Source organism: Kribbella sp. NPDC003557, from assembly GCF_040610805.1.
In the GTDB taxonomy this organism is placed as follows: Bacteria; Actinomycetota; Actinomycetes; order Propionibacteriales; family Kribbellaceae; genus Kribbella.
Genome location: NZ_JBEXMY010000002.1, coordinates 690,447 through 710,628, shown reverse-complemented (window position 1 = coordinate 710,628; position 20,182 = coordinate 690,447). Strand labels below are relative to the sequence as shown.

The window sequence follows — 20,182 nt, the reverse complement described above, 5'->3', positions numbered from 1 at the left end:
AGCCTGGCGGCGGACACCTCCTGTCGAGCTGCCGTCCGTGACATACGGTTCGGTGTGTGCGGGAGATCAGGACGCCGGCCGAGCTGCGGCTGGTGAGCGGGGGCGACCCGGTGATCGGGTGGGCTGCTCAAGGGTTCACCGGTGGGGTGCGTGCTTGGGGCGCGGGGGCGGCGGTGGCGGTGGCGTCGCCGGATGTGTCGAAGCATGACCGGCTGGCGGTGGTCGGGCCGGTCGCGGATGCGGTGGCGCTGACCGCGGGTGTATTGGCCGAGGTCGGGCCGTCGTACCGGCCGTTCGGGGACGAGGAGCTGATCCGCGAGTTGGCGGAGCGGGTGCCGGGGCTCACGTTCTCGGCCGCCTTCGGGTGGATGGATGCGCACGAGGTGCCGGACGTCACCACGACGGCAGCGTGGCAGGACGGGGACGCCGGCGTCGAGGAGTTGCTGACGCAGGCCTCGCCCACGTCGTACGCGTGGCCCGGGCATCCCGGCGTACGGCGATGGGCCGCGGTGACCGGCGAGCACGGTGAGCTGCTGAGTATCGCCGCGGACGCGTGGAGCGCACCCGAGGTCGGGTTCCTCGCCGGTGTCGCCACGCATCCTGTTGCCCGGGGCAAAGGATTGTCGCGGCAGGTGTGCGGATTCGTGACCGCGGAGCTGGTGAAGCGCCACGGCCGGGCGGCGCTGATGGTCGACGCCACCAACGCGGCCGCGATCGCGGTCTACCACCGCCTCGGCTACACCTACCGCCGGGTCGCGGCGGCCTCAGTACGTCCCTAGGTGCCGCGCTGGATCCTCGCTGGAGAACCGGGCCGCCCAGTCGACCCCGTCGGCGAGCGTGGGATCGCCGAGCAGGCCCGCAGCGGCAACGTCGGGCAGGGGCGGGACGTGTGGCCACTGGTCCGCCCGAAGGCCGAGGTACTTCAGGCCCGGGAGTCGAGTGAGCACGCTGAAGTCCTGGATCACGGCTCGCGACAGGTCCACCGAGTGGAGTCCCGGCAGTGTGGTCAGCACCGAGAGATCGACGGGCCGGCGGGTGTGGAGCTTGAGCCGTCGCACCGTCGGGTGACCGCGCAACGGCGACAGGTCGATCTGATCGAGGCCGACCGAGAGTTCCTCGACGGGAGTCTCCTGGAGCGGCCCGAGATCTGCGGCTGCGCAGTTGGTGAGAGCAACGTTCCAGAGCGCGGGCAGGCCGCGGATCGGTTCGAGGTCAACCTGGAAGGCGTTCTTGACGTGCAGGTCCTGGATGCCCTCGTGGACGCCTCGGAGCGGCACGGCCACCCCGTTGACCTCGAGCCGCCGGCGGTCCTTGCTGTCGGCGATGTTCCAGTTCACGACGATGTTGCCGCCGGACTCTGTGTAGTCCCCGCGATCCAGTGCTTCGACGTGCAGGCGGAGCAACGAGGTCACGGAGTCCGCGAGGTACACCGGCCCGTCCTGGTATTCCTTGCCGATCCGGATGACCTGTCCCGGGGAGCCGAGTGGGCCCGGGTCCAGGTCGACCGCCAGGAAGTTGCCGAAATAGTCGGTGGCGAAGGGGATCCAGGCCGGCCAGTCGTGAGCACGCCGTACGGTGAGCGCCGGGACGCAGTCGAGCAGCGCGGAGCTCTGCACTGTCGTCAGCCAGTCGCGCTCGCCCCACCACCGCTCGCTAGGCTCCAACGTCCCCCGCAGGCCGAACCACGCGTGGTTGTCGAAGATCCCGGCACCGCCGTCGCCGTCGACGACGCTGTAGAGCGCCAGCAGGTCGGCTGGCAGGTCCCCTCCATCGGCGCGAACCGGGTCGGGCAGCTTGGCGAGGAGCTCGCCCGGCTGTCGTCCGAGGATCCGCTCCGCGTGACCGACGTACCGGTGCAGCAACTCGATCGCGGCCTGCGGGTCTCCAGCCGGTACGGCGCGCACCGGGCCGGGTTGTGACTCGGCCGGGGCGGCGGGCAGGTCGTAGGGCTCGCGAACGTACAGGTAACCCGGGTCCAGGTGCTTGAGGCATTCGCTGGTGATGGCTTCGAAGCGGCCGTTGGTGTGCACGACGAGGTCGAGCATCAGCGAGTCGACCGCGTCTAGCTCTGCGTGCAGCTCGGTGAGCTGCTCGTGCAGGTGCTGGTCGTCGCCGGGCTCGTACGGCGCGTCGGACTCAGGGGTGTAGTGCGGGCCGCTGCGGTACGTCCAGGTCTCGCCGACCGTCGCGGTCAGTGTTGCCCGCTGCCAGCCGTCCGGAGCGTCCGCGGCGATCGTGCGCGCGATCGCCGGGACGAGGCCGGAGCTCATGCCCCGTCGTTCCAGGCGGCGTCGGAGAGGATGGTGCGCTCGTCGTCCGTGGCCGGCCGGATCCACAGCACGCCGGGGATCTCGGACGCCACCATCCGGGGCAGGATCATCCGCAGCAGGTCGACCGGCGGCGTCTGCGGCTGGGCCTGCCGGGCCGGGCCGTAGTGGTCGAGCACCCGGGCGAGGTCGAGTACCAGGTGGTTGGTGTGCCGGCTCCGGTCCGCCTGCTGCCGGGAATAGGCGCGCTCGAAGGCCTCATCGCTGGACGCGCCGTGCTGCATTGCCTCCTGCATGTCCTCCCCGAGCGCCGATCGGTCATCGCCGAGGGTTCGTCCGGTCGCGCGGACATCTGTCTCGACCAGGCTGTCGCCGTTCCATGAGCCGCCCGTGACGCGCTGGTCGGGGTGCTTCATGAGCACGTCCATCACCAGATCGGCGAAGGCCGAGGTGTCCATGCCGTCCACACCGGCGTCCGGGAACCAGTCGTCGCGCAGGTGCAGCACCCCGGGCTGCTCCTTGTCGGCACACTCGTCGAGCAGTCGCCCGACCGAGCTCACCGGATAGGACACCGCTTCCGGGCCGAGGGCAACGAATCGGTGCGCGAGGAAGTACAGCGAGATGACGGTGTGCGGCGCGAACAGCAGGACCTGAGCGTTCTCGCTGTGGACATGGATCGGCCCGTCCTTGCTCTTGTGGTACGCCTGCAGGCCCTCCATCAGGGCCTTCTCCTGCTCCTCGGTGAGCTGGAACTCCCAGTCCCATCTGCGCTCCACCGCGAAGTCGTCGTCGCTGCTCGGGTCCTCGTCCTCGTCAGGCCCGCGAAGCAGCCACCAGACGACGAGTCCGACGAGTACGAGGACAGCGATGACACCGACAGCGATCCACACGGGGTGTGTACCTCACAGGGCAGGGGATGGCAACGAGCCAGTCACCCTAGTGCGCGAGTTGGGTCACCTGGTCGGCTTGACGGTGAGGGTGACGCCGGGCGTCGGCGTACCGGACGGCTTCGGAGTCGTCGGCGTGGCCGGGGCCGGCGGTGGCACGAACGGCGCCTTCGTCGAGTCCTTGCAGTTCTCCGCCGTGACGTCCCCGTTCTCGTCGGGGACGACGACGGCCTGCGGGAACACGTTGCTGGTGGTGTCGCGTGACTGCTCGCCGTAGTTGGTCGCGCAGTCCTGGAGCTCCAGGCTGATCGGCTGACCGTTCTGGTCGTACAGCCGGACCGAGACCTGCTTGCCCTGGGCATCGAACGGGTAGATGTTCGAGACCGGTGTCCCGTTGACCGTGATGCCGTCGGACGGCGGCTCGTAGTTCCGGGCGCTGCCGCGGTAGTCGTTGTAGTTGTTGAGGAACCCGAACGACGCACCGGCGTACGCCGCGGCCAGGAACGCCGGGACCGCGACCGCCGCGACCACGTTGAGCGGCACGACGTACCACAGCCAGCGCCGGTCCTGCTGGGTCCGGCGGCCGATCCACACCGACACCGCCGCGCCCGCGAAGGCGCCGACCACGGTCACCGACAGGGCGCCGAACAGGGCGAAGAACCCGCCCGCGCCGATCATGCCCCGCACGACCCACCAGACCGGCTGGCCGATCGTCACCAGCTCGTGCCGGACGTTCGGCGGGATCTGGTCGATCCAGCCGCGGATGGCCGCCTCACCCCGGGCGCCGCGCGGGGTGTCCAGCACGATTCGCGGGTCGTTGCCGTGCAGGGCCCGCAGGCCGAGGGTCGCCGCCACGAACAGCACGCCGAGACCGAGCAGTCCGAAGAACGTCGTCTCGTCCCGCGACCACGCGAAGATGCTGACCGCGACGAAGAACGGGCCGACCGTGCAGGCGATCAGGCCCCAGCGCAGCGCCCGCCACCCGGCGGCGACCTGGTCCTGGTTGACCGGCGCGGTGCGGGCCGGATACCCGGCCGCGGTGCGCAGCTCGCCGGCGTACTGCCGCGGCGTCCCCAGACGCGCCTGCAGGTCGCCGAACGACGGCTGGTCGCCGAGCTCGGCCGCCACCTCGCTGAGGTGGTCGGTGACGTCGTGGAGCACGTCCTCGAGCTCACCCGGCGGCAGGTCGTCGAGTTCGGCCCGCACCTGCGTCAGGTAGCTCGCGACCGCTCCGGTCAGGGTGCTGTTCACGCGGCCTCCTTCTCCAGCAGCAGCACCGACATCGTGTCGGCGAAGTGGTTCCAGGTCTCGGCGGACCGGGCCAGCAGCTCCTGGCCGGTCTTGTTCAGCCCGTAGTACTTGCGGTGCGGGCCTTCCTCGCTCGGCTGCACGTACGACGTCAGCGCGCCGGCCTGGAACAGCCGGCGGAGCGTCCCGTACACGGAGGCGTCCGCGACGTCCTCGAGCCCCGCGGCGCGCAGCCGGCGGAGCACGTCGTACCCGTAGCCGTCGGCGTCTCGCAGCACGGCGAGCACGGCGAGATCCAGCACGCCTTTGAGCAGTTGGCTCGTGTCCATCAAGGCCTCCTCCGGTGTTCCGCGGAGAAGACTACTACACATTGCGGAGTACTCCGGTTGAGCGCCTGCGGGACTCCGCAATTTCGATCAAGTCGGGGCCGGTCGGCTGGGGCACAGTGGTGGGCATGGCGGATGTGTTCGAGAAGTTCGTGGCGGTGGTCGCGGCCGGTCTGGGTGGGTCCGACGGCCCGCTCGACGGCGCTGGCCTGGCGGGTCGGGTGCATCTGTCGAGGTTCCACTTCGACCGGGTGATCGGTGCGGTGGCGGGCGAGTCGCCGTTCGCGTTCCGGCGGCGGGTGCTGCTCGAGCGGGCGGCGTACCGGCTGCTGACCGAGCCGGTCGCCGTGCTCGACGTCGCGGTCGAGGCCGGGTACGGGTCGCACGAGGCGTTCACGCGCGCGTTCGCCAGGGCGTACGGGATGTCGCCACGGGAGTGGCGGCGGGAGGCGTCGCGGGTGTTCTTCCTCGCGGCGCCGAGTGGAGTGCATTTCCAGCCGCCGGCAGGTCTTCGCCTGCCGGCCCGCAGAAAGGTGAGAGGGATGGACGTACTTGTCAGGATGGTCGAGCACCACGTGTGGCTGACCGGTGAGCTGATCGAACGCGGCGCCCGCGTGGACGCCGCCACACTGGACCGGCCGATCGAGCTGTCCGTCGAAGGGATCGACGACGACATCTCGATCCGCTACCTCCTGGACCGCCTGGTCTGGCAGGAGGAGATGTGGCTGGCGTCGGTCGAGGACCGGCCGTTCCAGGTCCCCGAGTGCGGCCGCGAGGTCGTCACCCCGATCCCCGAGTTACGCACCCGGCACGCCGAGGCCGGCGCCCGCTTCGTGGCCCTGGTCAACCAACTCAACGAGGACGGCCGCTTCGACGAGTCCTTCGTCGACACCACCTGCGAGCCGCCCCGCGTCTTCACCTACGGCGGCATGGTCGCCCACGTCCTGACTTTCGCCGCCCACCGCCGCGCACTCCTGGTAGGCGCCTTCCACACCGCCGGCATCACCGACCTCAACTCCGGCGACCCAATGCACTTCGTAGCCGAAGGCAACTAGTTCTCCGAGCGTTGGTCGAACTGCTCAGGCTGCGCCGCTCGACCAACCTCGACCTTCGCCGAGGCGCACGAGCTCGGTAAACCTGAAGGTCAACGCGGGCACACTGTTCGGCAAGGGTTCCTCGAGGGCCTGTTGAGCGGCGTAGCATGTCTGAGCAAGTTGTTTCGCCGCAGCGTCTAGGCCTTCGAAGGCCGGCGCACCATTGGTGAACGCGAGAACCCTTGCTTCCTCGACCCAACGCCGCTGCTTGATGCTCATGTCGATTCCCTCGGCGAGTTTACAGAGAGCTGCGAGGCCAGCGAGGTAGACGAACTTACGTGTTGAGTCCCAGAGTCTACGAAGCCCCAATGCCAGACAGACAATCGCAGTACACGCGTGGTCCTGGCGTAAGGCTTCGCCGCTTGTGAGGTCCTGCAGTGCGACGCCGGCGAGCACTGTATTGCGCGCGTAGCGCTGAAGGATGCCCTCAGCAACTCCCCATTCGGTGAACATTGGCCGGATTCCGGTCGCGGTGTCGAGGGCGGTGTAGAGGATCCTCGTGCTTCCCTCGCTAATACTCGCCGCTCGCTCAGGATCATCGGCTTCGCGATAGGCGCGACTGAGGCTGGTGCGGTACGAAATTCGGTTCGGCGACGCTTCAATTGCCGCGGTCGCGGCGGCGACGCGCAGGTCCGCGCCCTGCAATCGCTGCGAGAGGTACGCGATAGCCCGCAACTCTGGAGCGGCGTTGTTACCCGACTCGATCAGCCCCACGGCGGCCTGAACGACTCGGGTTGTGATTTTCGAGAGATCGATGCCGAGATCGGGAGCGATATTGCAGGCAGTACGTGCAATGAGTGCGTGGCGGATCAGAATCTGACGTGAGGTCACGGAGATCGCGGCCTCCTCACCAAGCGGAAGCAGCACGCTGCCGTGTACCTCGTGCTCGGTCAGATCCAGCGCGCGGGCCAGGACGCTGGCGGTCATGGTTCGCACTTGGACCGAATGTGGGACGGCGATCATGAAGAATGCGTCAGCGAGCGTGAACTCGGACGTCCCGCTGAGGGAGTGAATGGGACGGTCGGCAAGGCGCAACGCGAGCTCTCTGATGTGTTCGACCAGTCCGTCGCCGTAACGAATTGTCAGCAGTGCGCCGAGCAGCGCGCCCTCCTCTGCGATCTGGCTGTCAGAGGCCGCCGACATCAGCGCGTTGATCCGTGCGTCACTGGTGGCAATTCGCCCGAGCTCGCCAAGCGCGTCCGGTCCAAGCTTCTCCCACGCAGTCACGATGCTGGAAGCGTCAGGCCGGCTGATCCCCCTGAGTCTGTGCACCTTGGTTCGGAGGTAACGATTCCAGGCGAAGGTGAACCCTCCTGCGCCAGACCAATCCGTGTCACGACTTGCGACCAACAGATGGATGTTCCGAGACACGGCCTTGTTCAGCTGTGCCGCGAGATCCCGGAGCCTGTCGATGCTGCGAAATGCATCATCGAGGACGAGAAGGTGCGGGGTAGCGGCTGGAAGGGCAAGGATCTCCTCCACCGACGAGACGCGACCATCGCCATTGAACAGAACGACCAGGTCGGACTGGGTATCGGCGAGAGACGTCGCGGCTTGCATGATCGCAGTGGTCTTACCCTCACCACTCGGGCCGCTGATGATCGTCAAGGACGGCTGCTTGTCACGAATATTCGCTCGCAACTCGTTTCGAATCGTCGTCACGATGTCACGATGCGGAATCAGATCGCTGTTCGCGTCTGCCCAGTTCGGCAGACGTCCGTCGAAGAAGCTCACTGCGCTCAACCGGCGCTCTGTTTCATCTTGGTCGGTTCCCAGCGGAACGGGATCCCAGCCCAGGAGGCTGCCACGGCCAACAGCGACCCGCTCGGTGTCGGCGTATGTCAAATGCGGTGCCAGCGCGGACTCGATCGCAGGAAGTGCCACGTTCGCATCGATCCCGGTATAGAACTGGATGTTTCCGGGTGCGCGGAGAAGTTGATGGAGTGTGGGGTTGATGCGCAACTGCTGATGGAGATCGTTTTCGTCGCCGTAGTGGCACCACAACACGTCGAGCTCACGAGCAGTCTGCTCAGCGAGGATCAGATGGAGTTGCGCCATCAGGGCGTCGTGCCAACCGCCGTACCCCATGACCAGCAACGTGTATTCGCTGAGCAGCGACCGGAGAGACCCGTTCAGCGCAGGTCGTTCGAGCGTCAGCTGTGCTGTCATGCTTAGCGTCGAGGAATCGCGCCAGAACCCATGGATGTGCACGACCTGCGGAAACTCTGATGCGCGGACGTCACGCAGAAACGCGCCGTCGGCGTCCATGATCCTGTTAGACGCAGCTCCACCGGATTTCTTGATCGCGATCTCGATCAGCGGGTCGAAGTTGGTGGTGATGATTGGGCCCCGCACCTTCAGAGGCAGGCCTACCCACAGGCGGCCCAGCGCCTCCACTCCAGCCGGAAGAGTCCAGTTGTCGGCGTCCGCCTCGTACTCCATCAGGCGACTCGGCTGGAGATCGCCGATGCTGCCGATAGCGGAGTTATTATAGGCCGCCAGTACGGCAACTTGAATGATTCGATCCCGGTACGACGGCGGGCGTCGAAGTCCCAGGAACTTGAATGCGGCCTGGTACTTGTCGCCGGGTTCCGCTGAGGCGTCAAGGGTTACGTCGAAAGTATTGATGTCGTCCTCAGGCAGCGCGCCCCGAATGGATCGAACGATATCGGTTACCCCTGGTACTGCGCCTACCGTCAGACCGGAACCCGCAAGCAGCGCAAGGGGCCTGTCGCCGGACGAAGGCATACTTGCCTTGAGACGAGCAAGAAGATCTGAAAGCGTGCCGAATTCCATCTGTCCCCCACAGCCCATCGGCCCCCCGGCCGTTTGTGGGGGCGATGTTAGCGGCCATGGCGCCCGGCGGGGAAGGGCTGCGCCACGCGAGTTCTGGTCGGGCCGGAATCGTTATCAAGATTGGCCGGCCCCTCCGATTGCAGGAAACGTGCACTCGTGAACCGCGTGGCTTCTGCCGATCGGATTACTATCCGCCCCTGGCGCAGCTAGCGCAGTTGCGGGTCGCGAGGAGCCTTGAACCTGTGCCCGGTGTGTGGGAGGCACACACCGGCGGCAGCCGTCTCCTAGTTCTTGGGGTCGTGGAGGTTGGGGCGTTGGGTGGGGGTGGTGATTTCTACCTGGATCGACTGGGGTTTGGTGGGGGCCGTTAGGTGGCCTGAGGAGATTGGGATGTTGAGTTTGCTGGTGGCCAGGTCGATGTCGATGGTGGCGCCGGTGTCGTTGGGGCTGGTCCACTCGGTGTCGGACAGGGTGATGGCGAGGCCGAGGATGCGGCCCTTGGGGATGACCTGGTCCTGGGCGCGCAGCGGGACGGTGACCGTGGTCCACTCGCCGGGCTTCAGCGGGGTCGGCTTCGACAGCGACTTGCTGTGCGCGGCGTCGATCCAGCCGCGGCTGACGATGCCGTGGTCGCTCTGCGCGGTGAGCTTCTCGACGGTGTAGTAGCAGCTGTCGTCGTAGTCGGTGCTCGAGCCCTCACAGGTGCTCTGGTCGGTACGGCGGATGCCCGAGTAGCGCTGGGCCTCGCCGTACTCGATCAGTCGCGCGGTGACCGGCGTCGTCGGCGAGTCGGACTTCACCCGCAGCGTGACCGACGGCGTCCCGCTGACCCGCAGCGGTGCGCTGAGCGGGGCGGACAGGAACATCTGCCGTCCCGCGATCACCTGCGTCGGGTCCGCGACGATGTCGTCCTCGGTGAGCTCGGGATCGTCGGTGATCGTCACCGACCCCTTGCCCGCGGCACCCAGCTTGCCGGCCGCCAGCGGCACCGGCAGCGGACGGTTCACCGCAGGCCACGTCCGGTAGTTGCGCCACACGTCCGGCGTCGTCTCGACCGAGACCATCGGCTCCTTCATCACGCCGTTCTGCAGGCCCTGCAGCCAGTAGTCGAACCACTTGTGCAGCTCGTCGACCCACTCGTCGCGACGGAACTCGAACGGGTCCACGTGGTCCTCGAGCCCGAGCCACAGCTTGCGCGGCACGTTGTTGCGCGACAGCGCCGACCACCACTGGGAGAAGTGGTTCGTCTGCACGTTGTAGTCGCTGAGCCCGTGGGTGATGAAGACCGACGCCTGCACCTTCGAGGCGTTCTTGGTGTAGTCGCGCTCGGACCAGAACGACGTGTAGTCGCCGGTCTCGTCGTCGTCGTTGTCGCCGAGCTCACCGCGGACCTCGTCACACGCGGCGCTGTCGTGACCGACGTACCCGGCGAGCCAGGGCATGTAGTCGTCCGAGTACGGTACGCCGCCGGAGCGGGTGTAGTCGTACCAGGACGAGATCGCCGAGATCGGCACGATCGTCTTCAGGCCCTTCACGCCGGTGGCCGCGACACCGTTCGCGAGCGTCCCGTCGTACGACTTGCCGATCATTCCGACCGCACCGGTGGTCCAGGACGCCTTGACCGGTTGACCGTCGGCGGTGTGCGCCGTGTTGCGCCCGTTCAGCCAGTCGATCACGTCGACGACCGACCGGATCTCGTCCTTGCCGCCGACGTCACCGCAGCCGGTGGAGCGGCCGGTGCCGACGATGTCCACGCCGACCATCGCGTAGCCGCGCGGCACGAAGTAGTTGTCGTAGTACAACGGCATCTTCCGGATCACGCCGTCGCCGTCGTAGGTCTTCTTCTCGCTCTCGTTGCCGCGTCCGCAGCACGAGTAGTACGGCGAGGCGTCCATGATGACCGGGATCTTCACGCCGGTGAGGGCGGTCTCGCTCGGCCGGACGATGTCGACCGCGATCTCGTCGTTCGTCCCGTCGGAGTCGGTGTCCATCGTGGTGTCGACGTACACCGACTCGCGGATCGCGTTCGCGTAGTCGTAGACCGGCTGGGTGCTCTTGGTGCGCGCGTCGATGTGCTGCGGCACACTGGGAGCAGCGGCCGGGGCCGTACCGGGCCCGTCCGGGAGCGGCGCAGCAACGGCCGGACCGACGACGGTCGACAGGCTGAGCACGGCGGACGAGACCAGGATCGTCACCCGGGCGTGGACGGTCCTCATGGGTGGGAAGGCTAGTCACTCGCGGGCCGCGACGCCAGGTTCTGCCGAGATTGGCAGCGACCTGCCCGATACACAGCGTGAGAACTGCGTGGTTCGATAGGGTGACCGCCACCGCCCCCGGGGGGACGCACGAAAGGGTAGGCCATGAATCTGCGAGCACCGGTCACGTTGCTGGACGTGGCACAGCGTGCGGGCGTGTCGGTCGCGACCGCCTCCCGCGTGCTGAACGGCGGGGACCGTGTGCCCCGTCCGGAGTTGCAGGAACGGGTGAAGGCCGCGGCCGACGAGCTCGGCTACACGCCGAACGCACAGGCGCAGGCGCTGGCCAAGTCGTCGACGAACGTGGTCGGCATCCTGGTGCACGACATCGAGGACCCGTACTTCGCCGCGATCGCGAACGGCGTGATGCGCGCCGCCGACGAGCGGCACCTGCTGGTGATGATGGCCAGCACCTTCCGGGACGCGGAGCGCGAGATCGCCTACCTGTCGTCGCTGCGGGCACAGCGGGCGCGCGCCGCGGTGATGATCGGTAGCCGGCGGACGGACAGCGAGAGCCTGGCGCGGACGGCGGCCGAGGTGGAGAGTTTCCTCAACTCCGGCGCGGGTCTCGCTCTGGTCAGCCAGTCCGGGATGCCCGCGCACACGGTCGAGCCGGACAACCGTTCGGGGTCGGCGGACCTGGCCCGCGCGCTGGTCGGACTCGGCTGGCGCAAGTTCGCCGTACTGGGTGGGCCGGAGACGCTCGCGACGGCGCGCGATCGGCGCGACGGGTTCGTCGCCGGACTCGCCGAGGCGGGGCTGGCGCCGGTGGCGGTCGAGGCCGGCGACTTCACGCGTGACGGTGGGTATGCCGCCGCGGAGCAGTTGCTGGACCGCAACGCCGACATGGACTGTGTGTTCGCGGTCAACGACGTGATGGCCGTCGGCGCGATGTCCGCGTTCCGTGCCCGCGGTATCGACGTACCGGGCCGGCTCGGCGTCGCCGGGTTCGACGACATCGCGACGCTGCGGGACGTGTGGCCGGGTCTGACGACCGTGCGGCTGCCGCTGGAGCAGATGGGCCGCCGCGCGCTGGAGCTCGCGATCGAGGGCGGCGACGCGACGACCGAGACGTTCAAGGCCGAGGTAGTACTGCGGGAGAGCACCGCACGGCACTGAAATATGCTCGTCCGGTGACCGTCTCCGAGATCTTCGACCCGTCGGCCTGGAAGCAGGTGGACGGCTTCGAGCTGACCGACATCACCTACCACCGTGCGGTCGACGCCGGGGTGGTGCGGATCGCGTTCGACCGGCCGGAGGTGCGGAACGCGTTCCGGCCGCAGACCGTCGACGAGCTGTACCGGGTGCTGGACCACGCGCGGATGTCCACCGACGTGGGCTGCGTGCTGCTCACCGGCAACGGGCCGTCGCCGAAGGACGGCGGCTGGGCGTTCTGCTCGGGCGGGGACCAGCGGATCCGCGGCAAGGACGGGTACAAGTACGCCGAGGGCACGACCGCCGAGAGCATCGACCCGGCGCGCGCCGGCCGGCTGCACATCCTCGAGGTTCAGCGGCTGATCCGCTTCATGTCGAAGGTCGTGATCTGCGTCGTTCCCGGGTGGGCCGCGGGCGGCGGTCACAGCCTGCACGTAGTCGCGGACCTCACGCTGGCGTCGGCGGAGCACGCGCGGTTCAAGCAGACCGACGCGGACGTGGCGTCGTTCGACGGCGGCTTCGGTTCGGCGTACCTGGCGCGGCAGGTCGGGCAGAAGTTCGCGCGGGAGATTTTCTTCCTCGGCGACGAGTACTCGGCCGAGGACGCGTACCGGATGGGGATGGTGAACAAGGTCGTCCCGCACGCCGAGCTCGAGGCCGTGGCGCTGGAGTGGGGCCGGAAGATCTGCGCGAAGTCCCCGACGGCGCAGCGGATGCTGAAGTACGCGTTCAACCTGATCGACGACGGTCTGGTCGGTCAGCAGTTGTTCGCCGGTGAAGCCACCCGGCTCGCCTACGGCACCGACGAGGCCGCCGAAGGACGCGACTCGTTCCTGGAGAAGCGGCCGGCCGACTGGTCGCCGTATCCCTACGCTTTCTAGGGTTTGTGCCACTTCTGGTCGGGTGTGCCGCCGCAGGTGCGCAGCACGAGGTTGCCGCCGTTCGCGGCGCTGTCGGCGGTGACGCACTTGCGGGCGGTCGGGTTGACCAGCTCGTGATTGCCGTTCAGCGTGAACTTCTGCGCCCAGCCGCCGTTGCAGTTCACCAGCTGGACCTGCGTGCCGTCCGCGGTGGCCGCCCACGCGAGGTCCATACACAACCCCAGTGATCGCACGGTGCCGTCCGGCCCGAAGGTCCACGCCTGGTTGGCGCCGCCGTTGCAATCCCAAGCCTGCAAGGGCGTTCCGTCCCGGCCGACACCGTCGCCGGCGTTGCGGACGTCGATGCAGCGCTGGGTCTGGTCGTTGCGCAGGACAACCGGTGCGGCCGCGGCCGGCGGGTTCGCGGTCCGCGCGTCGGTGCTCCGCGCGGGCGGCTTCGCCGTCACCGTCGTGGTGGCGGTCGTCTTCGTCGTCGCGGTCGCGGTCGCGGTTGTCGTGGCGGTCGCGGTCGTGGTGGCCGTCGCCGTGGCGGTCGTGGTCGTGGTGACGGTCGGCGGCTTGCCCGGGGCCGGCGGCTTCGCGGTGACCGTGGCCGGAGGCAACGTCACGGTGACACCGGGCAGGATGACGGTCTTCACCACCTGCTGGGGCTCGGCCTTGACCGTCGTCGTCTTCGTTGGCCCGGCCACCAGTCGTGGCGGCGGCGTCACGGTAGCCGTCGCGGTCGCGCGGCTCTGCGGTGCGTAGGCGACATCGGTGGTGTACGCCGGACCGGAGCCGCCGCGGGTGATCGCCGACGCGCCGATCGCGATCCCGGCGATCAGCGCGGCCACGACCGCGGTGGTCGACCAGGCGCGCCGATCGGGCAGGCGGCTGATCCGGGGCAGCCCGGGACGGCTGGCGAAGGTGTCCGAGAAACGTGACGTTCCGGAGGATCGGCGTGACCGCACGTCTGCTCCTCAGCTCTGGGACGGGGGCGGTGAGCGTCTCTTGGCCGAGGATGACCCGAGCTCCCCGCCGCCGTCAAACATTGCGCAAGATCGTGACATCGATCACCGCATGAGATCAGATTGTTGCTGAGTGTTCATCCGATGGCATTGCCATGAGAGCGTTCTCAACCTATTTTCGGTCCCGCCAGGTTCTCCGCTTCCGTCGCCCACGAGGGAGATCCATGATCGACGAGCTGATGCGCCGGACCACCGTCATGGAGCATTGTCTGGCAGAGCGGGAAAGCCTTCGCCGCTACGTCACCGGCATCCTCGGCCGGGACAGTCATGCCGCTGAGGACGTGGTCCAGGAGACCCTGCTGCGCGCGTGGCAGTTGGCCGAGCGGATCGACTGGCAGGACCGGCCGGTGCGGATGTGGCTGTTCCGCGTGGCCCGCAACCTGGTCGTCGACCATCACCGCCGCGCCGGCCGCGCCGTACCCGTGGGGCTCGGCGCGACCGAGCTGGAGGAGCCGCGCAGCCAGCCCGACCCGGCCGAGCAGATCATCGACCGCCGGGTGCTGGTCGACGTCCTGCGGCGGCTGTCGCCGGCCCACCGCGAGGTCATCGCCCGCGTGCACCTGCTCGGTCATGCCGGCGAGGAGGTCGCGGCCGTGCTCGGCGTACCGGTCGGCACGGTCAAGTCGCGGGCGCACAACGCCGTCCGGCAGGTCCGGGCCGAGCTCACCAGGTCGGATTGGGCCGGAGCCGCCGCGTGACGGCCTTCGGCGGTGGCGGCGGGATCCGCGGGTACCTCGGGTACGCCGGGCTGGTCCTGTTCGCGCTCGTCCTGCTGAACCTGCTGGTCCGTCGCCTCGGTGGGTGGCGGCGGCTGCTCGGCTGGATCGGCCGCCAGGTCAAGCAGGCCGTCCGCGCGTTCACCGAGCCGATCGCGGCCCGCCGGCGGTACCGTCGCCGGCTTCGCCTGCTGGTCCGGATGCTGCGCGACAGCGAGGCGTGGGCCGAGGCGGAGCGCGCGATGATCGCCGCAGCGGGCATCAGCCCGGGAGTGGCGCCGTACGCCGTGGCGCTGGCGAGGCGCCGGATCGGGGTCCTGGTCGCCGGGGCGTCGGACCTGGAGCCGCCGGAGCCGTGGAGCGCGGACGCTGAGGACCCGCGGCTGTGGTGGATCGATCGCTCCGAACTGCCGGACAACGGCTCTGTCCGCGAGATGCCGTTGCTCGTCTGCGTCGGGACCGACAGCACCGGCGGGCACGTGATGATGCTCGACCTGCTCTCCGGCCCCCGCACGCTGTCGGTGTACGGCGTGGAGCGCACGGCCCGCGCGGTCGTCCAGGCGATGGCCGCGCAGCTCGACGTCCGGCTGCCGGTCGGCGCGATCGAGGTTGCCGAGGGCATCCATCCGCGGCACGACGGGTTGCCGCTGGAGGAAGCGGCGCGGCGCCTGGGCGCCTGGTACGTCGTCGGCGCCGGGCCGCTGGACGCGCCGCTCCAGGCCGGTCGCCGGATGCTCAGCCTCGGGGTGGCACGCGGCAGCTGCCGCCTGCTGGAGGTGCTGCCGGACCAGACGCTGCGGCTGCACGGCGGCGCGTCCTGGCTGCGGATCGATCCGTTGCCGTTGGCAAAGGCTGTCGCGCGGTCGATCCGGCGGCTGCCGGCGCACGAGTTCGAGAGCGGTACGCCGTTCAGCCCGGAGGCGGTGAGCACGGACGACCTGGACGACCTGCAGCTGCCGGACGGGTCGGTCGGCGTCTCCGCGGTCACGGACCGCAAGGAGGCGTCGTGGAGCTGAATCTGACGACCGTGGACTCCCGCTCCGGGTCCCGCTCCGACCAGGTCGTGCGGATCCCGTCCGGTCTGTCGGTCGGCGGTCTCGCCGACGGCCTCGGCAAGCCCGGTACGACGCTGTTCCTCGGACGCCGGCGCCTGGACCCGGCGGCGCCGCTCGCCAGGTCCGGTGTCCGCGACGGCGGTGTGATCGGGCTCGGCGGCGCGGTCGACGTACCGGATCTGTTGCAGGGCACGCCGAACGGCCATGCGCCGGTCACGGTCGAGCTGCACGCGGTCTCGGGACCGCAGGCCGGACGGGTCTGGCGGGTCGGGCCCGGAAGCCACGAGATCGGGGCGGACGCGCGGTGTGCGATCCGGCTGGCAGGCACCGGCGTCCCCGAGCGCGGGCTGTGGGTGACGGTCGGGCCGGCCGGTGAGGCGTTCTGGCACCGGACGGAGGATCTCGCCGGACTGGTGTCGAGCCGCCGGATCGGGCCGCCCGAGGACGACGCGGCGACCAGCGCCATCCGTGTGCACGACGACGAGACCGCGCACGAGCCGGTGGTGGTCGTCGACCCGGACGACGTGCCGATCGGTCAGGTGAACGGGTGGCCGCCGGACGAGGACCTCGCGGTCGGCCCGGTGCTGCTGCGGTGCAGCGGGTCGCTCGAGCCGCCGGCCGCCGTACGACTGGCCGACGACGGGTTCCGGCTCGACTACAACCGGCCGCCGCGGCTGGCTCCGCACCTCGACGACGAGAAGGTCCGGCTGCCACCGCCGCCGGCGCCGCCGCAGAAGCGGCCGTTCCCGTGGCCGGTCGTGCTCGCGCCGGTCGTCCTCGGCCTGGTGATGGTCGGCCTGTTCAACTCGTACTACTTCCTGGTCTTCACGCTGCTCAGCCCGCTGATGATGGGGATGAACTTCTTCTCCAGCCGGCGGACCAACCGCGCCGACCACATCGAGGCCCGGCGCAAGTACTTCGCCCGCAAGGCCGCGCTGGAGGACGAGATCTCGGCCGCGGTCACCCGGGAGCGGCTGATCCGCAACCTGACCGCGCCGGACCCGGTCCGGATCGCGCAGCTGGCCACCCGGCCGGGCAGCCGGTTGTGGGAACGCCGGCGGAGCGATCCGGACTACCTGCTGCTGCGCGTCGGTACGGCGGACCAGCCGTCGCTGAAGGAGCTCGACGACCAGGGCCGCGAGGAGAACCACCGGACGATCCGCTGGACGATCCCGGATGCCCCGATCGCGGTTCCGCTGCGTGGCCACGGTGTCCTCGGGATCGCCGGGAAGCCCGCGACCACCCGGGCGCTGGCGCGCTGGCTGGCGATCCAGGCCGCCGTACTGCACTCGCCGCAGGCGCTGCGGATCGTCGTCCTGGCCGAGGCCGACAACGCGCAGGACTGGGACTGGGTGCGCTGGCTCCCGCACCTGCGGCCGGACAAGGCGCAGGCGGCGGTGCTGATCGCGAACGACGACGCGACCACGGCAGCCCGTGTCGGCGAGCTGGTGTCACAGGTGCAGGGCCGGCACCGGAAGGTCGGCGCCGGCAGCTCGGCGTCGAACACGCCGGACCCGATCGACACCGAGATCGTCGTGATCGCGGACGGATCCCGCCGGTTGCGGGACGTGCCGGGTTTCGTGCAGGTGCTGACGGACGGGCCCGCGGTCGGCGTGTATTCCGTGTGCCTCGACAAGGAGGAGCGGCTGCTGCCGCAGGAGTGCAGCGCGGTGGTCGCGGCGGCCGGCGAGACGGTGACCGTACGGCGCCCCGGGATCCCGGACCAGAAGGCGGTCCGCGCGGATCTCGTGTCGCCGCAGTGGTGTGAGCAGATCGCCCGGGCGCTGGCGCCGGTCCGCGACGTCAGTCCGGACCACGACGCCGGCCTGCCGAAGCTGGTGAAGCTGCTGGACGAGCTGGAGCTCGAGCCGCCGACGGCCGAGGCGCTGGTGACGCGCTGGCAGCGGCGGCCGGCGAACACGTCGTTCGTGCTCGGGACCGACTTCGACGGCAAGTTCGTCATCGACCTGGTGGCCGACGGCCCCCACGGGCTGATCGCGGGGACGACGGGATCGGGCAAGTCGGAGCTCCTGCAGACGCTCGTCGCGTCGCTCGCGGTCGCGAACCGGCCGGACGAGCTGACGTTCGTCCTCGTCGACTACAAGGGCGGCAGCGCGTTCAAGGAATGCGCCGGGCTGCCGCACACGCTCGGCATGGTCACCGATCTCGACGCGCACCTGGTCGAGCGGGTGCTGGAGTCGCTGGACGCCGAGCTGCGCCGCCGCGAGCGGATCCTGGCGAACGCCGACGCCAAGGACCTGCCGGACTACCAGGCCAAGCGGGCGCTCGACCCGGAGCTCGCGCGGTTGCCGCGCCTGTTGCTGGTGATCGACGAGTTCGCGGCGATGGTGCGGGAGATCCCGGACTTCGTCCCGGGGCTGATCGGGATCGCGCAGCGCGGCCGTTCGCTGGGGATCCACCTGATCCTCGCGACCCAGCGGCCGGCCGGCGTGGTGACCGCGGACATCCGCGCCAACACCAACCTGCGGATCGCGTTGCGGGTCACCGACCAGTCCGAGAGCCAGGACGTCGTCGACGTGAACGAGGCGGCATCGATCAGCCCGGGGATCCCGGGGCGGGCGCTGATCCGCCGCGGACCGCGGCTGGCGGACCTGTTCCAGACCGCGTGGGTGGGCGCCGAGCGGACCGACGAAGCCGGATCGTCGGGGCCGAGCGGTCCGGTGGATCCGGCGGGCGTACGGGTCACCGAGCTGCCGTGGGCCGGTCTGGGGCGCGCCGTCGACCGCGACGCGGGCCCGGATCCGGACGACGAGACGGCGAACGGGCTCGCGGTGACCGACCTGCAGGCGCTCGTGGAGGCGGTGCGCGCGGCGGCGGACGAGCTGCCGGACTTCGCCGCCCAGCCGAAACCGTGGCAGCCGGCGCTGGAGCCGCAGATCCTGCTCGACGCGCTGCCCGCGACGGAGCGGGAGATGTTCGTGCCGTACGCGCTGGAGGACATCCCGGCGTTGCAGCAGCGGCGGGTGGCGGGGATCGACTTCGAGACGTTCGGGCACCTGTACGTGATCGGGGCGCCGCGCTCCGGCCGCACCCAGACGCTCCGCACGATGGCGGGCTCGGCCGCGAAGAACCTGAGTGTCGCGGACGTACACATCTACGGCATCGACGCGGCCGGCGGTGGATTGGCGCCGCTGGAGACCTTGCCGCACTGCGGCGCGGTCGTCTCCCGGCATGACATGGAGCGGATGGCGCGGCTGCTGCGGAAGCTGAACCAGGAGCTCAGCGAGCGGCAGGAACTGGCCGGGAAGCACAACGCGACCGGGCTGAACGAGCTGCGCACGTCGCTCCCGAAGGCGCAGCGCCCGGCGCATGTCCTGGTGTTCATCGACGGGTGGGACGCGTTGTCGGCGTTGCTGGACGAGCACGACCAAGGCCAGCTGCTGCAGGACGTGATGCGGCTGTTGCGCGAGGGCGGTGGTCTCGGCATCCACCTGGTCGCCACGTCGGAGCGGTCGCTGCTGGGCGGACGGCTGGCATCGCACAACGATCACAAGCTGTTGCTGCGGCAGGCCGACAAGACGGACTACCAGGCGGCCGGACTGCGGCTCGCGAAGGTTCCGGCGATGGTGCTGCCGGGTCGCGGATGGCACGTGCTGACCGCGACCGAGACACAGGTCGCCGTCCTCGCGTCCGGCGGCGGATCGGAGCAGGTCGACGCGATCAAGGCGATCGCGGCCGAGGCCGTCCGCCGGGACGCGAAGGTGCCCGCGGCACGGCGGCCGTTCAAGGTCGCGGAGTTGCCGTCGGCGGTGGAGTTCGCGCAGGCGTACGAGCGGGTTCCCGAGGCGGATCGCCGCCCGCAGTGGGGTCTTATCGGTTTGGGTGGTGACGAGGGCGGCGCGGTCGGCGTGGACCTGGCCGGCGTCGGGTCGTCGTACGCCGTCCTGGGGCCGCCCGGGTCCGGCCGGAGCAACGCGCTGTCCTGCCTGGCGGTGTCGTTGCTGGCCGGAGGCTCGTCGTTGGTCGTGATCACGCCGCGCGAGTCGCCGCTGCGGATGCTCGCCCGGCATCCGAACGTCACGCTGATGAGCCAGGCGGACCCGGCCGAGGACGTCCTGCGGGCCACGCTCGACCAGTCGGCAGGGCCGAAGGTCGTGGTGATCGACGACGCCGACCTGGTGATGACCGCCGCCGCGGACAAGGTGCTGAAGGACATCGTCGTCTCGGGCCGGGACCAGGGCACGGCGCTCGTCTTCGGCGCCACCACGGACGGGTTCCAGTCCGGATTGAGCGGCTGGGCGTCCGCGGCCCGCCGGGCCCGCCGCGGAGTGTTGCTCGAGGCCCGTTCCGTCTCCGAGGGCGAGCTGATCGGCGTCCGGCTGAGCCTGAACATCATCCGCGCCGCCCCGCGCGCCGGCCGGGGCTGGGCCACCGGCCCCGCCGCCCAGCCGCTCGCCGTGCAGATCCCGCTCACCGTGCTGCTCCCCGAACAACAATAAGGTGCTCCAGGCAACTGCCTGGAGCACCTCGGCGT

The 20,182-nt window shown here is 69.6% G+C and carries 14 protein-coding genes; 7 read left to right on the top strand and 7 right to left on the bottom strand.

Features of this window, described 5'->3' with window-relative positions:
* Positions 1 to 56 precede the first annotated feature (56 nt).
* Entirely contained in the window at positions 57 to 779 is a 723-nt protein-coding gene (locus tag ABZW60_RS09270) for a GNAT family N-acetyltransferase (protein ID WP_355475242.1), read from the top strand.
* Here ABZW60_RS09270 and ABZW60_RS09265 read toward each other — a convergent pair.
* From ABZW60_RS09265 to ABZW60_RS09250, 4 genes are all read right to left on the bottom strand, one after another.
* The gene (locus tag ABZW60_RS09265) at positions 765 to 2,270 is read right to left on the bottom strand and encodes an SMI1/KNR4 family protein (RefSeq protein ID WP_355475241.1); all 1,506 of its coding nucleotides are present in this window, start codon (positions 2,268 to 2,270) and stop codon (positions 765 to 767) included. The genes ABZW60_RS09270 and ABZW60_RS09265 overlap by 15 nt on opposite strands.
* A complete protein-coding gene (locus ABZW60_RS09260) occupies positions 2,267 to 3,157 on the bottom strand; it encodes a hypothetical protein (protein ID WP_355475240.1) in 891 nt (296 codons plus the stop codon). Before ABZW60_RS09260 ends, ABZW60_RS09265 begins: the two co-directional genes overlap by 4 nt.
* A gap of 63 nt (positions 3,158 to 3,220) precedes the next feature.
* Positions 3,221 to 4,405: a hypothetical protein gene (locus ABZW60_RS09255; RefSeq protein WP_355475239.1), complete on the bottom strand. Its 1,185-nt coding sequence runs from the start codon at positions 4,403 to 4,405 to the stop codon at positions 3,221 to 3,223.
* On the bottom strand, positions 4,402 to 4,731 hold the full coding sequence (locus tag ABZW60_RS09250; RefSeq protein ID WP_355475238.1) for a PadR family transcriptional regulator: 330 nt from the start codon (positions 4,729 to 4,731) through the stop codon (positions 4,402 to 4,404). Before ABZW60_RS09250 ends, ABZW60_RS09255 begins: the two co-directional genes overlap by 4 nt.
* A gap of 125 nt (positions 4,732 to 4,856) precedes the next feature.
* On the opposite strand from ABZW60_RS09250, the gene ABZW60_RS09245 reads away from it, so the two are divergent.
* Complete coding sequence (locus ABZW60_RS09245; RefSeq protein WP_355475237.1) at positions 4,857 to 5,783, top strand: helix-turn-helix domain-containing protein; 927 nt, start codon at positions 4,857 to 4,859, stop codon at positions 5,781 to 5,783.
* Between the two features lie 24 nt (positions 5,784 to 5,807).
* On the opposite strand, the gene ABZW60_RS09240 is transcribed toward ABZW60_RS09245, so the two are convergent.
* Both ABZW60_RS09240 and ABZW60_RS09235 read right to left on the bottom strand, forming a co-directional pair.
* Complete coding sequence (locus ABZW60_RS09240; protein WP_355475236.1) at positions 5,808 to 8,618, bottom strand: SIR2 family protein; 2,811 nt, start codon at positions 8,616 to 8,618, stop codon at positions 5,808 to 5,810.
* Positions 8,619 to 8,902: 284 nt separating this feature from the next.
* Positions 8,903 to 10,834, bottom strand: a complete 1,932-nt coding sequence (locus ABZW60_RS09235; RefSeq protein WP_355475235.1) for a Xaa-Pro dipeptidyl-peptidase — start codon at positions 10,832 to 10,834, stop codon at positions 8,903 to 8,905.
* Between the two features lie 144 nt (positions 10,835 to 10,978).
* On the opposite strand from ABZW60_RS09235, the gene ABZW60_RS09230 reads away from it, so the two are divergent.
* Entirely contained in the window at positions 10,979 to 11,992 is a 1,014-nt protein-coding gene (locus ABZW60_RS09230) for a LacI family DNA-binding transcriptional regulator (protein WP_355475234.1), read from the top strand.
* 14 nt (positions 11,993 to 12,006) lie between these two features.
* The gene (locus ABZW60_RS09225) at positions 12,007 to 12,909 is read left to right on the top strand and encodes a 1,4-dihydroxy-2-naphthoyl-CoA synthase (protein ID WP_355475233.1); all 903 of its coding nucleotides are present in this window, start codon (positions 12,007 to 12,009) and stop codon (positions 12,907 to 12,909) included.
* Here the strand turns inward: ABZW60_RS09225 and ABZW60_RS09220 are convergent.
* On the bottom strand, positions 12,906 to 13,859 hold the full coding sequence (locus ABZW60_RS09220; protein ID WP_355475232.1) for an RICIN domain-containing protein: 954 nt from the start codon (positions 13,857 to 13,859) through the stop codon (positions 12,906 to 12,908). The genes ABZW60_RS09225 and ABZW60_RS09220 overlap by 4 nt on opposite strands.
* A 221-nt stretch (positions 13,860 to 14,080) precedes the next feature.
* Between ABZW60_RS09220 and ABZW60_RS09215 the strand changes: the two genes are divergently transcribed.
* The 3 genes from ABZW60_RS09215 to ABZW60_RS09205 are packed head-to-tail and all read left to right on the top strand — an operon-like array spanning position 14,081 to position 20,147.
* Positions 14,081 to 14,614: a sigma-70 family RNA polymerase sigma factor gene (locus tag ABZW60_RS09215; RefSeq protein WP_355475231.1), complete on the top strand. Its 534-nt coding sequence runs from the start codon at positions 14,081 to 14,083 to the stop codon at positions 14,612 to 14,614.
* Entirely contained in the window at positions 14,611 to 15,648 is a 1,038-nt protein-coding gene (locus ABZW60_RS09210) for a hypothetical protein (RefSeq protein ID WP_355475230.1), read from the top strand. The genes ABZW60_RS09215 and ABZW60_RS09210 overlap by 4 nt, the downstream gene beginning before the upstream one ends.
* Positions 15,639 to 20,147 (top strand): FtsK/SpoIIIE domain-containing protein, encoded by a 4,509-nt coding sequence (locus ABZW60_RS09205; RefSeq protein WP_355475229.1) that lies wholly within the window; start codon positions 15,639 to 15,641, stop codon positions 20,145 to 20,147. Before ABZW60_RS09210 ends, ABZW60_RS09205 begins: the two co-directional genes overlap by 10 nt.
* Positions 20,148 to 20,182 lie beyond the last annotated feature (35 nt).